Annotated in this window: 12 protein-coding genes; 9 read left to right on the forward strand and 3 right to left on the reverse strand. The window is 37.5% G+C overall.

The features are described 5' to 3' along the window. Positions 1-31 precede the first annotated feature (31 nt). From ACGH6R_RS03545 to ACGH6R_RS03565, 5 genes are read left to right on the forward strand one after another with little or no spacing between them, the layout of a single operon-like run. Positions 32-610, forward strand: coding sequence for a DUF3261 domain-containing protein (locus ACGH6R_RS03545; protein WP_267351650.1), 579 nt, complete (start codon positions 32-34; stop codon positions 608-610). Continuing rightward, entirely contained in the window at positions 607-1,788 is a 1,182-nt protein-coding gene (locus ACGH6R_RS03550; protein WP_411598918.1) for a beta-ketoacyl-[acyl-carrier-protein] synthase family protein, read from the forward strand. Before ACGH6R_RS03545 ends, ACGH6R_RS03550 begins: the two co-directional genes overlap by 4 nt. Next, positions 1,788-2,258: a 3-hydroxy-fatty acyl-ACP dehydratase gene (locus ACGH6R_RS03555; protein ID WP_411598919.1), complete on the forward strand. Its 471-nt coding sequence runs from the start codon at positions 1,788-1,790 to the stop codon at positions 2,256-2,258. Before ACGH6R_RS03550 ends, ACGH6R_RS03555 begins: the two co-directional genes overlap by 1 nt. Positions 2,259-2,271: 13 nt before the next feature. Continuing rightward, positions 2,272-3,003: a 3-ketoacyl-ACP reductase FabG2 gene (locus ACGH6R_RS03560; RefSeq protein ID WP_267351656.1), complete on the forward strand. Its 732-nt coding sequence runs from the start codon at positions 2,272-2,274 to the stop codon at positions 3,001-3,003. Beyond that, the gene (locus tag ACGH6R_RS03565) at positions 3,000-4,226 is read left to right on the forward strand and encodes a beta-ketoacyl-ACP synthase (protein WP_411598920.1); all 1,227 of its coding nucleotides are present in this window, start codon (positions 3,000-3,002) and stop codon (positions 4,224-4,226) included. The genes ACGH6R_RS03560 and ACGH6R_RS03565 overlap by 4 nt, the downstream gene beginning before the upstream one ends. A 94-nt stretch (positions 4,227-4,320) precedes the next feature. Here the strand turns inward: ACGH6R_RS03565 and sohB are convergent, their stop codons facing one another. After that, positions 4,321-5,430 (reverse strand): protease SohB, encoded by a 1,110-nt coding sequence (gene sohB / locus ACGH6R_RS03570; protein ID WP_411598921.1) that lies wholly within the window; start codon positions 5,428-5,430, stop codon positions 4,321-4,323. A gap of 152 nt (positions 5,431-5,582) precedes the next feature. On the opposite strand from sohB, the gene ACGH6R_RS03575 reads away from it, so the two are divergent. Both ACGH6R_RS03575 and ACGH6R_RS03580 read left to right on the forward strand, forming a co-directional pair. After that, entirely contained in the window at positions 5,583-7,283 is a 1,701-nt protein-coding gene (locus tag ACGH6R_RS03575; RefSeq protein ID WP_411598922.1) for a formate--tetrahydrofolate ligase, read from the forward strand. Then, entirely contained in the window at positions 7,283-7,705 is a 423-nt protein-coding gene (locus tag ACGH6R_RS03580) for an RnfABCDGE type electron transport complex subunit B (RefSeq protein ID WP_411596925.1), read from the forward strand. The genes ACGH6R_RS03575 and ACGH6R_RS03580 overlap by 1 nt, the downstream gene beginning before the upstream one ends. A 62-nt stretch (positions 7,706-7,767) precedes the next feature. On the opposite strand, the gene typA is transcribed toward ACGH6R_RS03580, so the two are convergent. Together typA and hemG are read right to left on the reverse strand one after the other, a co-directional pair. Further along, positions 7,768-9,594, reverse strand: a complete 1,827-nt coding sequence (gene typA / locus ACGH6R_RS03585) for a translational GTPase TypA (protein WP_065559098.1) — start codon at positions 9,592-9,594, stop codon at positions 7,768-7,770. A 155-nt stretch (positions 9,595-9,749) separates the two neighbouring features. Further along, positions 9,750-10,292, reverse strand: a complete 543-nt coding sequence (gene hemG / locus ACGH6R_RS03590) for a menaquinone-dependent protoporphyrinogen IX dehydrogenase (protein WP_220216641.1) — start codon at positions 10,290-10,292, stop codon at positions 9,750-9,752. A 137-nt stretch (positions 10,293-10,429) separates the two neighbouring features. Between hemG and glmU the strand changes: the two genes are divergently transcribed. Together glmU and glmS are read left to right on the forward strand one after the other, a co-directional pair. After that, positions 10,430-11,806, forward strand: a complete 1,377-nt coding sequence (gene glmU, locus ACGH6R_RS03595; RefSeq protein ID WP_411598923.1) for a bifunctional UDP-N-acetylglucosamine diphosphorylase/glucosamine-1-phosphate N-acetyltransferase GlmU — start codon at positions 10,430-10,432, stop codon at positions 11,804-11,806. Between the two features lie 13 nt (positions 11,807-11,819). Next, the gene (gene glmS / locus ACGH6R_RS03600) at positions 11,820-13,652 is read left to right on the forward strand and encodes a glutamine--fructose-6-phosphate transaminase (isomerizing) (protein ID WP_411598924.1); all 1,833 of its coding nucleotides are present in this window, start codon (positions 11,820-11,822) and stop codon (positions 13,650-13,652) included. Positions 13,653-13,673: the final 21 nt, after the last annotated feature.

Genomic DNA, 13,673 nt, shown 5'->3' on the forward strand with positions numbered 1-13,673 from the left:
ACAAATAAATAGAAATATCAGGAATTTTTGGATGAAGAAATATTTAGTTTTACTGATTTTAGCACTAACAACACTCATTTCAGCGTGCGCACATCAATCTGAACAACCAAAAGCTTGGTTAACTAAGCAAATTAATATCAAATTGCCATCGCCCAAATTTAATCAACCTTATCACGACCAACAACTTCTTAAATTTAAATACCACAATCACGAAAATTCAATTATTACGTTAGTGGATGCGAATCAAAATCAATTGAAAGTTGTGGCACTATCTGCATTAGGAGTGCGGCTATTTGAACTTGAATATGACGGAAAAAATGTTAAAACTAAACAGAACATTTTTGTTAAAGAACTGCCTCCTCCAGAGCAAGTTCTATCAGATATTTTGTTTAGCATTTTACCAACCAAAGAGTGGCAATCTTCATTACCGAAAGGTTGGATTCTGGTTGATAATGAATTTAACCGAATCTTATCAGATGATAAAAATGAACCTATACTGACCATAACTTATCAAGAAAAACTGTCTGATCAGATCCGCAAACCGATCCGAATTGAACATCAAATATTTGGATATCAAATTATTATACAAAGTATGGATACAGCTAAATGATATATATAGCGGCACTTGGTGCAATTAATGCTTTAGGTAATAACCTTACAGAGATAAAACAAAATTTAACAGAAAAATCTGGCGCCAGACACTGTCTGGTTGAAGAAAATCACTGGTTATTAAATGGTAAAAAAACCTGGTTAGGCAAAGTGAAAGACAACTTGCCTGATATTCCAGAACATTTATCCCAATATGGAACGCGCAATAATCAATTATTGTATGCAGCTTATTTACAAATTCAGCATGAAATTCATCAAACTATCGAAAAATACGGTACTCAACGTGTTGCTATCATAATGGGAACCAGCACATCAGGAATTCATGAAGGTGATATTTATATTAAACATTGTTTAACCAATAATAATCAACAAAACTTATTTACCTACAATCAACAAGAGTTGGGGGATCCGTCTTCCTTCCTTAAGGCTTTACTAAAATTACAAGGCCCAAGCTATACCATATCAACTGCTTGTACGTCGAGCGCCAGAGCAATTATCAGTGGTAAACGACTTATTGAAGCAGGTATTGTTGATGCTGCAATAGTGGGCGGTGCAGATAGTCTTGGCAGAATGCCTATTAATGGTTTTAATGCCCTAGAAGCTCTATCAGAAAATCCTTGTATGCCTTTTGCCCAAAATCGTAACGGAATAAATATTGGTGAAGCAGGCGCAATATTTTTATTAACGAAAACCGAAACGAGTAACATTGCCGTTTTAGGTACAGGCGAATCCTCCGATGCTTATCATATATCTTCACCTCATCCCGAAGGCATTGGCGCTGAACAAGCGATGCAATTAGCTCTTAATGATGCAAAATTGCAACCAAGCCAAATTGGTTATATTAATTTACATGGTACAGCAACCATATTGAATGATATCGCTGAAAGTAAAGCAGTCTACCGATTATTTAATCAAACATTACCACCCTGTAGCTCAACAAAACATCTGACCGGGCATACTTTAGGTAGTGCGGCTGCCACCGAATTAGCTATTAGTTATTTATTACTTGAACAAAATATTTATCTACCTAAACAAGATTTTTCAATATCGCAATATGATGAAAATCTGGATAAAATCAACATAGTTACTCAAGAAATGATGTTAAAAAAACCTATTATAATGTCAAATTCTTTTGCATTTGGAGGCAATAATACATCACTTATAATTGGAAAAGTTTAATGCAATATCATTTAGCAAGTTATTATTTACCACACGAAAAACCAATGGTCATGATTGAAAAGGTTCACTTTGTTGATGCACAGCAATGCATTTGCAGTGTTGAGGTAAATAAACAAGGCATACTATCCCCTTTTTTAAATGAAGATGATACGTTACCAAATTTTTATGCCGTTGAGTTAATGGCTCAAACTATAGGTGTATGGAATGGTTATCATGGCATGGTGAGTGATAAAAAACCCACACTTGGTATGTTATTAGGCGGACGCGCAATTAAAAGTACGTTAAACGCCTTTCCATGCAATAGTCATTTAATGATTCATGCAAATTTGGTACTTAATGATGCCAAATTGGCTAATTTTGAATGCAAAATTATGATCAATCAAGAAATCGTTACAACCGGAAAATTAAATGTTTATGAACCAGATGAATGCGAATTAGACAATTTATTTGGTCAACAGCGATTTGGATAGGAGAAGAACAATAATGGAAAGAACAGTACTTGTCACTGGGGCAAGTAAAGGAATTGGTCAAGCGATTGCTTACAAACTTTCACAAGATGGTTTCACTATCGCCGTTCATTACCACAGTGATAAGCAAGGCGCACTTGATACTCTAGCTACCATTGAAAAATTGGGTGGTAAAGCACGTTTAATACAATTTGATGTCAGTAACCATTCGCAATGTCAACAAACGATTGAGCAAGATATTGCACTTAACGGCGCCTATTATGGTGTTGTGAACAATGCAGGAATCATACGAGATGGCGCCTTCCCTGCACTAACAGAAAATGATTGGAAAGATGTTATTCATACAGATCTCGACAGTTTTTATAATGTTCTTCATCCTTGTATTATGCCAATGATTGGACTACGCCGTGGCGGGCGTATTATTGTTATCTCATCTGTCTCTGGCATAGCAGGCAATCGAGGGCAAGTTAATTATAGCGCAGCAAAAGCGGGGGTAATCGGCGCAAGTAAAGCATTAGCACTTGAACTGGCTAAACGAAAAATCACTGTTAATTGTATTGCTCCGGGATTAATTGATACTGGCATATTAGATATGGAGCCCATTGCACTGCAAGAAGCAATGAAAATGATTCCATTAAAACGAATGGGACAGGTTGAAGAAGTTGCGGGGCTTGCCAGCTATTTAATGTCAGATTTAGCAGGATATATCACACGCCAAGTCATTTCAATCAATGGAGGAATGATATGACCAAAAGAGTCGTTATAACAGGTATGGGTGGTGTCACGGCATTTGGCAATGACTGGTTAAGTGTACAAACAAATTTAAAGCAATTAAATAATGCCGTCAGATATATGCCTGAATGGGAAATTTATGACGGACTACACACAAAATTGGGTGCCCCTATCGACAATTTTACCTTGCCAGAACATTATACCCGTAAAAAAACTCGCTCTATGGGTAGAGTATCATTACTGTCGACCAAAGCAACAGAACTAGCGTTAGAAAAAGCAGGATTATTAGATGATCCAATCCTAACGAATGGTGAAACAGGTATCGCTTTTGGTTCTTCAACAGGAAGCACTCAGCCGGTTGCTGAATTTGCAACTATGTTAAACGAAAAACATACTAACAACATAACGGCGACCACCTATATACAAATGATGCCACATACAACAGCGGTAAACACTGGCTTATTTTTTGGATTAAAAGGTAGATTGATAACAACCTCGAGTGCTTGTACTTCTGGAAGCCAAGCTATTGGATATGCTTATGAAGCCATTAAATACGGGATGCAAACTATTATGGTTGCTGGAGGCGCTGAAGAGTTATGCCCTTCCGAAGCTGCTGTATTTGATACTTTATTCGCAACAAGCCAATTAAACGATCAACCAGAAAAATCACCACGACCTTATGATCGGGATAGAGACGGACTGGTTATTGGTGAAGGAGCCGGTGTACTTATACTGGAAGAGTATGAACATGCCAAAGCCCGAGGTGCTAAAATATATGGTGAAATTATCAGTTTTAAAACCAATTGCGATGCTAGTCATATCACACAACCACGCCAAGAAACCATTCAAATCTGTATGGAACAAGCTTTACAACAAGCAAGATTAGATCCTAAACAAATTGGTTACATTAGTGCTCACGGTACAGCTACCGCCAGAGGTGATATAGCCGAAAGTAATGCTGTTGCCAATATCTATGGTAACCAAACCCCAATATCGTCATTAAAAAGCTATTTTGGACATACACTTGGGGCTTGTGGTGCAATTGAAGCTTGGTTATCTGTCGAAATGATGCATAGTGGTTGGTTCAACCCAACTATTAACCTTGAAAATGTCGATCCTGCTTGTGGTGACTTGGATTATATTGTCGGTTCAGGTCGAAATTTGGATATTGAATATATGCAAACCAATAATTTTGCTTTTGGCGGTATCAACACTTCAATTATTATTAAACGTATCTAGTTTTTTTAAAAATAACAACTGTATAACTTAATTACAGTTGTTATTTTCTAGGGGGAAGTAATTAATACTCAGTTTCAGGCGAATAAAAAGGGCATTACAGGCCATTTCCTTGCCTGAAAAACAATCTTTCAACGCTTTTTACCACATTTTTTGAGATTTTCTCAGAAAGTTTTTGTCTACGTTGATAACTGACAGAAATAATCTTATGCGAATCCAAGTGAGATAAAATAAAATCATCACTGGTACTGATTTCATCCACCAAGCCTTTATCTTTTGCTTGTGTTGCAAACCAGTGTTCACCCGTTGCCACTTGATCGATATCGATATTGGGACGATACTCTTTAACAAAATCTTTAAATAACAGATGAGTTTCTTCAAGTTCTTGTTTGAATTTTTGGCGACCTTCATCAGTGTTTTCACCAAACATAGTTAACGTCCGTTTATACTCCCCTGCTGTTTGTAACTCAATATCCACATCATGCTTTTTAAGTAAGCGATTAAAGTTAGGAATCTGAGCAACCACGCCAATCGAACCAACGATAGCAAAAGGTGCTGCAACAATTTTATTGGCAGTACATGCCATCATATATCCACCACTCGCAGCCACTTTATCAACGACAGCAGTAAAAGAAATATTACGAGTTCTGAAACGTAATAACTGTGACGCAGCTAATCCATAACCATGTACAACACCACCAGGACTTTCAAGTTTAATCACAACTTCATCTTCAAGTTTAATAATCGCTAATACCGCCGTAATTTCTTGACGTAATTCTTCAACTTCGTGCGCATCCATACTACCATTAAAAGATAACACAAATAGTTTGGGTTTGGTCTTTTCGTCCGTTTGGTTAATGGTCTGTGAATCAGACGAATCTTCGGAGATCCCTGCTTTAGGCTGTTCGCCCGCTTTTTCCTGTTTCTTTTTTTGCTTAGCTGCTAATTTTGCCTGTTTCTTCTCAAGCTTTTTCTGTTTTTTGAGATCTTTCATAAACTGCTTAGCTTCGAGCTCGTCCATGCTCGACATTAACATTTCATCTTTAACTTGTTCATACTCTTGACTGACATCTTTTACCGATAAGCGACCAGCAATCGTTGCCGATTTGCGACGCTGACTTAATATGAAGATCAGCACGGCTAAAATTGCAACAACAACAGTAGCTGTTTCAGCTAAGAAAAGAGAATATACTGAAAACCAATTCATTTAATAATTATCCTTTGATTGAATATTTTATTTATTATAACAATATAATTGAGGATTGTGCCGAAAATCAACAAAGATAAAAATTGTCGCTTTATTCGGCAATTCAAATTATTTATACTGTTAGCCCAATTTATTGTTATATGAGAACGAATATGTCTTTACGCCCAATTACCGAAATTGCCAATCACTGTAATATACCTGAAGAATTTGTCCTTCCTTATGGTAAACATGTAGCCAAGATCGATTTATCCATTATCAAAGAAAATCAAAACAAAACAACAGGCAAATTGGTACTTGTTACTGCTATAACGCCAACTCCCCTTGGAGAAGGTAAAACGGTCAATACCATTGGGCTAAGTGAAGGATTGAATTACTTAGGCAAAAAAGCGATTGCTTGCATTCGTCAACCCAGTCTTGGACCGGTATTTGGTGTAAAAGGTGGCGCAGCCGGTGGTGGGCAAGCCGAAGTATTACCGATGGAGACATTAAATTTACATTTAACGGGTGACATCCATGCGATAACAGCAGCGCATGATTTAGCATCGGCAGCATTAGATTCACGACTTTATCACGAAGATCGTCTTGGTGATGAATTCACAAACGAAACGGGATTACCTCGTTTAAATATTGATATTCATCGCATTGTTTGGAAACGCGTCATTGATCATAACGATCGAGCATTACGTAAAATTACTGTTGGCGTCGGTGGCGGTGTAAATGGCGTTGAACGTCAAGATGGATTTGAAATTACCGCTGCTTCTGAGCTTATGGCAATTTTAGCTTTAGCTTCGGATTTACAAGATATGCGTGAACGCATTGGACGTATTATTTTAGCTTATAATACTAATGGCGAACCAATAACGGCTGAGCAACTTGAAGTTGCAGGTGCAATGACAGTATTACTTAAAAATGCCATTAACCCAAATCTGATGCAAACTGTCGAAAATACACCGGTTTTAATTCATGCCGGGCCTTTTGCTAATATTGCGCATGGTAACTCTTCTGTTATTGCGGATCGCATTGCATTAAAACTTGCTGACTATGTGGTGACTGAAGCAGGATTTGGATCGGATATGGGGATGGAAAAATTCTTCAATATCAAATATCGCCAAGCAGGAATCAAAGCCGATTGTGTTGTATTGGTAGCGACTGTACGAAGTTTAAAATCTAACAGTGGTAAATATAACATTAAACCGGGTCAACCCATTCCAAAAGAGATATCGGAATCTAATGTTGAATTACTTGAAATTGGTGCAGCTAACTTGGCATGGCATATTAATAATGCCAAAAGTTATGGTTTACAAGTCATTGTAGCTATAAATCGCTTTCCACATGATAGCGAAAAAGAACTTGCTTTCTTACAAAAATACGCGGTTGAACATGGCGCATTGGCGTGTGAAATTAGTGAAGTCTTTACACAAGGTGGTAAAGGTGCTGAAAAACTGGCTGAGCATGTTATCAAAGCTTGCGCTATGCCGAGTAAAATTCAATTGCCCTACCCAGATAACATGCCATTGATTGATAAGATTCAAACTATGGTAAAAAAATATGGTGCTAATAAAGCAAACTTATCCGCTAAAGCATTGGAAAACATTAAAGAGATCGAAGCATTGAAACTGGATCATCTGCCACTTTGTATTGCTAAAACTCCTATGTCAATTAGTGCTGATGCCAACTTAAAAAATGTCCCTACTAACTTTGATGTCGATATCAGTCATCTAGCCATATCCGCTGGTGCTGGTTTTATTCGAGTTTATGCAGGAAACGTCATGACCATGCCTGGACTTGGTACCAATCCAGCATATAGGCAAATTGATATTGACAAAGATGGTAATATTATAGGTTTAAGCTAATGCAAGAAGTGATTATGCAAACCAAACAACAATATAAAGCATTTATAGATGAACAAAACTGTATTGGCTGTGGCAAATGTATTCGCGTTTGTCCAACCGATGCAATTGTTGGCAGTAAACAAGTTTTACATTCCATTTTGCCACAATTATGTACCGCATGTAGTAATTGTATTAATACCTGCCCAACGGACTGTATTACTTTAAGCACTTTAGGCGTGAGACTAAGTGACGCAGAAGAGTTACAGTTAACGCAGAAAAAACAGCAACGGCTCAATCACAATCAGTTAGTTCCACCGACAATATTATTTCCTCGCACTGTGCCAACAAGTAATACTCAAAAATCGGTCAATCAAACCGATCGTAAACAGTCAATTGCTGATGCGATTGCCAGAGTAAAAGCCAAAAAAAACCTCGCTAAGTAGCGAGGTTTTTATTTAAGACTCTATGCCAACCAATTATTCATTCGGTTAACATCAAACATGTATTAGTCTTTATTGCCACTTCTGAATGCTCGTTTACGATCATTTTCAGTTAAATGACGTTTACGAATACGAATCGATAATGGTGTAACTTCGACTAATTCATCATCATCAATAAACTCTAATGCTTGTTCTAATGACATCTTAACAGGTGGTGAAAGTGTTGTCGCTTCATCAGTACCTGACGCACGCATATTGGTTAATTTTTTACCTGTTAAACAGTTAACCGTTAAATCATTTGATCGAGTATGAATACCAATAATTTGACCTTCATAAACTTCAGCACCATGACCTAAGAATAATTTACCACGATCTTGCAAGCTATAAAGCGCATACGCTAATGCTTTACCCGTACCGTTCGAAATCATTACCCCGTTATTACGTTGTCCAATTTCACCCGGACGCACATCATCATAATGACTGAATGTAGAATAAAGTAAACCGGTACCCGAGGTCATTGTCATAAATTCAGTTCTAAAACCGATAAGACCACGGCTTGGAATCACATAATCTAAACGTACACGTCCTTTACCATCAGGTAACATATTGGTTAAATCGCCTTTACGTAAACCAAGTGCTTCCATCACTGAACCTTGATGTTGCTCTTCAATATCAAGCGTCACTTGTTCAAATGGTTCTTGTTTTTTACCGTCAATGTCACGATAAATAACTTTAGGGCGTGATACCCCTAATTCATAACCTTCACGACGCATATTTTCGATTAATACAGATAAATGCAATTCACCTCGACCAGATACTCTAAATGCATCCGGATCTGGCGTTTCTTCTACACGAAGCGCAACATTATGCACGAGTTCTTTTCTTAAACGTTCTAAAATTTGACGTGAAGTGACATATTTACCTTCTTTACCGGCAAAAGGTGAACTGTTGACATTAAAGAACATCGTTACAGTTGGTTCATCAACACTTAAAGCAGGTAAAGCTTCAACACAACTATTATCACAAATCGTATCAGAAATACCTAACTCACCTAATCCGGTTAAAGCAATAATATCACCAGCTTCAGCAACTTCTGCTTCATAACGTTGCAAGCCTAAATGACCTAAAACTTGCCCTACTTTACCCGTTCGTTTATTCCCTTCACTATCAATAATAGTGACTTGTTGATTTGGTTTTACACGACCTCGTTTAATGCGACCAATGCCTATAACGCCAACATAATTATTATAATCAAGTTGTGAAATTTGCATTTGGAATGGGCCGTCTAGATCAACTTTCGGTGGCTCAACATATTTTACAATCGCTTCGAATAATGGCGTCATATCTTCAGCCATATTTTCATGGTCAAGCCCTGCGATTCCCATTAAAGCTGAAGCATAAACAATCGGAAAATCTAATTGTTCATCAGTCGCACCTAAATTGACAAACAAGTCAAACACTTGATCGACAACCCAATCAGGACGCGCACCCGGACGGTCAACTTTATTAATAACAACGATTGGTTTTAAACCATGAGCAAACGCTTTTTGTGTCACAAAACGTGTTTGTGGCATTGGGCCGTCCATTGCATCAACCAGCAATAGCACAGAATCCACCATAGACATAACACGTTCAACTTCACCACCAAAATCAGCATGTCCTGGGGTGTCAACAATATTTATACGGTAACCATTCCAGTCAATCGCTGTGTTTTTAGCTAAAATGGTAATACCACGCTCTTTTTCAAGCGCATTTGAATCCATTATTCGCTCGTTATCGTCACCACGCAAATTATCAAGTGTACCTGACTGTTTCAACAATTTATCAACCAAAGTTGTTTTACCATGGTCAACGTGAGCAATAATGGCTATGTTTCTTAAATTTTCAATCACAATTAAAATCCCAATTAGGAGACAGATTCTTTAGGCGCAATATTGTACACCTTTTTGATCCAAATGTTGATCTATATCATAAAGTTTCTTTAAAAGAGTGCAATAAATTGATAACCATTTAGAATTTTTAAATTATATTACAAAAAATTAGATTATTAACACACTTCGGCATAAAACTGATCAGCAAACTCTTCTACTTTTGACCAATCTGTATATTCAATCATGGGTTTACTTACATCGGTATCACCTTTTCCAAGCCACATAATAAAACGGATCATATTACGGTCAAACCAATTATATTGTGGATAATAAAGTGCCCCGGCAAAGACAGCTTTGATGGTCGGTTTCCATAATATTTTAGCTAAAAACTTTCTGGTATATAAATTGGTTTCAGGGGTATTTTTATTGGGCTTTCTTGCCACCATATTCACCCCAAAAAATCCAGACTTTATTTGATTTAATTGCTGATAATGAGCATCAATAAATTTTTTCATTATTTTACTGTAAAAACCATAACGAATTGAACTTCCAAGAAGCACTGCTTGATAAGGTGTTAAATCGATTTTGGTATCCGGTAATAACTCAATCACGTCACAATCACACTTGTGACCCAAACGATTTTTTATTCGCTCCATAATTTTGAGTGTTTGTTTTTCGTGCGTAGTATAAAGTAACAAGACTTTAATAGCAGTGGTCATAACATTGCCTCTTTATTTTAAATATCGACTAATTATCAATATTACTTTTTTTATGATAAAAATTAACAAATTCGGGATGATTTCATGCAAAACTTTGATTATAGTATTAAGCTAATTTAACCAGACCGGAACTGAATATGACGATTTCACCTCCAAAACTGAGTGCAATTATTTTGGCGGCAGGAAAAGGCACACGGATGTATTCCAACCTTCCTAAAGTTTTACACAAAATCGGCGATAAACCGATGTTACAACATGTTATTGATACTGTTCAACAACTTAATCCCCATTATATCAATATTATCTATGGACATGGCAAAGATCAGCTTGAAAAGGCACTGGAAAATCAATCTGTAAATCTTGTTTTTCAAGCTGAGCAACTTGGAACAGGACACGCAGTCCAGCAAGCCATACCTTATATTCAAGATGAAGAAGATATTTTGATTTTATATGGTGATACGCCACTTATATCGGTTCAAACATTGCAAACTTTAATTAACAATAAACCCAAACAAGGTATTGCACTGTTAACCGTTAAACTGGATGATCCAACTGGTTATGGACGTATTGAGCGTAATAATGGCAAAGTGACCGCCATTGTTGAACAAAAAGATGCCACGCCAGAACAGCAAAAAATTAATGAAATTAATACGGGCATTATGATCGTAACAGGAAAACTATTGAAAAACTGGTTATCTCGTTTAACCAATCATAATGCACAAAAAGAGTACTATCTTACTGATATTATCAATTTTGCTTATCAAGATGGATATGACATTATTACTGCTCACCCTATTGAACAATTTGAAGTTGAGGGAGTTAATAATCGTCTACAATTGGCCACGCTAGAGCGCCACTATCAACAGCAACAAGCAAAATGTTTACTTAACGCAGGCGTGACTCTACTTGATCCCGAGCGATTTGACTTACGAGGCACTCTTTCACATGGTATGGATGTCACCATTGATTGTAACGTCATCATCAAAGGCAATGTCAAATTAGGGAATAACGTCTTTATCGGTGCTGGATGTATCTTAAAAAACTGCATCATTGGCGATAATAGTGAAATTAGTCCTTATAGCATAATTGAAGATTCAATCATTGCTGAACAATGTACGATAGGGCCTTTTGCTCGATTACGTCCAGGCTCAAAACTCGATGAAAAGGCACATGTCGGCAACTTTGTTGAACTTAAAAAAGCCCATTTAGGCAAAGCCAGTAAAGCGGGTCATTTAAGTTACCTTGGAGATAGTGAAATAGGGAGTAACGTTAATATCGGTGCAGGCACTATCACTTGTAATTATGATGGTGCAAACAAATTTGAAACCATTATTGAAGACGATGTCTTTGTTGGCTCTGATACACAGTTAATTGCCCCTGTGAAAATTGGGAAAGGCGCAACCATTGCAGCAGGAACAACGGTTACTAGCAACGTGGGGGACAATGAACTTGTGGTAAGTCGTGTTAAACAAAGGCAAATTAGTGGCTGGAAGCGACCTACCAAATCAAAATAGCGAGGAGTAAACTGTGTGTGGAATTGTCGGTGCCATTGCTAACCGTGATGTAGCAGAAATTCTGTTAGAAGGCTTAAAACGATTAGAGTATCGGGGTTATGATTCGGCTGGTCTTGCCATTATATCGCCTCAAGGTGAATTACAAAGAGTAAGGCGAGTTGGAAAAGTCAATAAACTGAAAGAAGCACTTGATAGCAAACCATTAAAAGGCTCGATAGGCATTGCGCATACACGTTGGGCTACACATGGTGAACCGACAGAACACAATGCGCATCCCCATATTTCCGATTATATTGCTGTTGTTCATAATGGTATTATTGAAAACTATGAACCACTCCGTGAAAAGTTGATTGCTAAAGGCTATCAATTTCGCTCTGAAACAGATACGGAAGTTATTGCCCACTTAATTCACGATATCGTTTCAACTGATAATTGTTCATTATTTGATGCGGTAAAAAAAGCCATACCATTACTACGAGGAGCTTATGGTACCGTAATTATGGATATACGAAACCCTGACCAACTTGTGGCAGCTCGTTCCGGTAGCCCATTAGTGATTGGTTGTGGTATCGCTGAACATTTTATTGCCTCAGATCAACTTGCTTTATTACCCGTGACCAATCAGTTTATCTATTTAGAAGAAGGTGATATTGCACTGATTACACACAAAACCGTTTCTATATTTGATAAAAATAACAATCAAGTTAAGCGCCCATTTGTCTCCTCTGATGTTAAATATGATGCTGGAAATAAAGCAGGCTATAACCATTACATGCAAAAAGAGATATACGAACAACCTAATGCAATCAAAAATACATTAGAAGGTCGTATACAGCATGGCAAAGTCAATTTATCTGAATTAGGCGAACAATCTAATACGATACTGAAACAAGTTGAACATATCCAAATTGTTGCTTGCGGTACCGCGTATAATGCTGGTATGGTTGCTCGCTATTGGTTTGAGGCATTATCAGGGATTCCTTGTGATATTGAAATAGCCTCAGAATTTCGCTATCGTAAACCTGCTAAGCGTAAAAATAGTTTATTCATTTCACTATCTCAATCGGGTGAAACCGCTGACACACTTGCCGCATTAAGGTTAGCAAAAGAAAATCACTATTTAAGCACCTTAGCCATATGTAATGTCGCTGCTTCAACATTAGTACGTGAAGCCGAACTGGTATTATTAACCAAAGCAGGAGTTGAAATTGGTGTAGCTTCAACGAAAGCATTTACCACTCAATTGACTGTATTACTACTACTTGTTGCAAAATTAGGCCGATTAAATCAAATGGCTCAAAGTACGGAACAAGCAATTGTCCATGCTCTCCAAACCTTGCCCAATCGTATTGAACAAGTACTCATGGCGGAACCGAAAATCAAAAAACTGGCCGAACAATTTGTTAATAAACATCATGCGCTCTTTTTAGGGCGTGGCGAGCAATACCCGATTGCCATGGAAGCATCATTAAAATTAAAGGAGATCTCTTATATCCATGCAGAAGCTTATGCAGCAGGTGAATTAAAACATGGGCCTTTAGCCCTTATTGATGCCGATATGCCCGTCATCGTGATGGCGCCCACAAACGACATGCTAGAAAAGCTAAAATCAAATATTGAAGAAGTTCGGGCTCGGGGCGGTCAACTTTATGTTTTTGCCGAACAAGATGCAGGATTTATAAGCGATGATACAATGCATATCCTTAACCTGCCTTATATTGAAGAGTTAACGGCACCTATCTACTACACCGTACCGACTCAATTATTAGCGTATCATGTGGCTTTAATCAAAGGCACAGACGTTGATCAACCTCGTAATTTGGCAAAATCGGTGACTGTTGAATAGCTTTTTAAATATATTATCTAA

The organism is Gilliamella sp. CG13, assembly GCF_046635805.1.
Lineage (GTDB): Bacteria > Pseudomonadota > Gammaproteobacteria > Enterobacterales > Orbaceae > Gilliamella > Gilliamella apicola_I.

Bases quoted from the DNA above. Each gene is read 5' to 3' on its own strand.
- ACGH6R_RS03545 (WP_267351650.1), top strand. From the start codon at position 32: ATGAAGAAATATTTAGTTTTACTGATTTTAGCACTAACAACACTCATT.
- ACGH6R_RS03550 (WP_411598918.1), top strand. From the start codon at position 607: ATGATATATATAGCGGCACTTGGTGCAATTAATGCTTTAGGTAATAAC.
- ACGH6R_RS03555 (WP_411598919.1), top strand. From the start codon at position 1,788: ATGCAATATCATTTAGCAAGTTATTATTTACCACACGAAAAACCAATG.
- ACGH6R_RS03560 (WP_267351656.1), top strand. From the start codon at position 2,272: ATGGAAAGAACAGTACTTGTCACTGGGGCAAGTAAAGGAATTGGTCAA.
- ACGH6R_RS03565 (WP_411598920.1), top strand. From the start codon at position 3,000: ATGACCAAAAGAGTCGTTATAACAGGTATGGGTGGTGTCACGGCATTT.
- sohB (WP_411598921.1), bottom strand. From the start codon at position 5,430: ATGAATTGGTTTTCAGTATATTCTCTTTTCTTAGCTGAAACAGCTACT.
- ACGH6R_RS03575 (WP_411598922.1), top strand. From the start codon at position 5,583: ATGTCTTTACGCCCAATTACCGAAATTGCCAATCACTGTAATATACCT.
- ACGH6R_RS03580 (WP_411596925.1), top strand. From the start codon at position 7,283: ATGCAAGAAGTGATTATGCAAACCAAACAACAATATAAAGCATTTATA.
- hemG (WP_220216641.1), bottom strand. From the start codon at position 10,292: ATGACCACTGCTATTAAAGTCTTGTTACTTTATACTACGCACGAAAAA.
- glmU (WP_411598923.1), top strand. From the start codon at position 10,430: ATGACGATTTCACCTCCAAAACTGAGTGCAATTATTTTGGCGGCAGGA.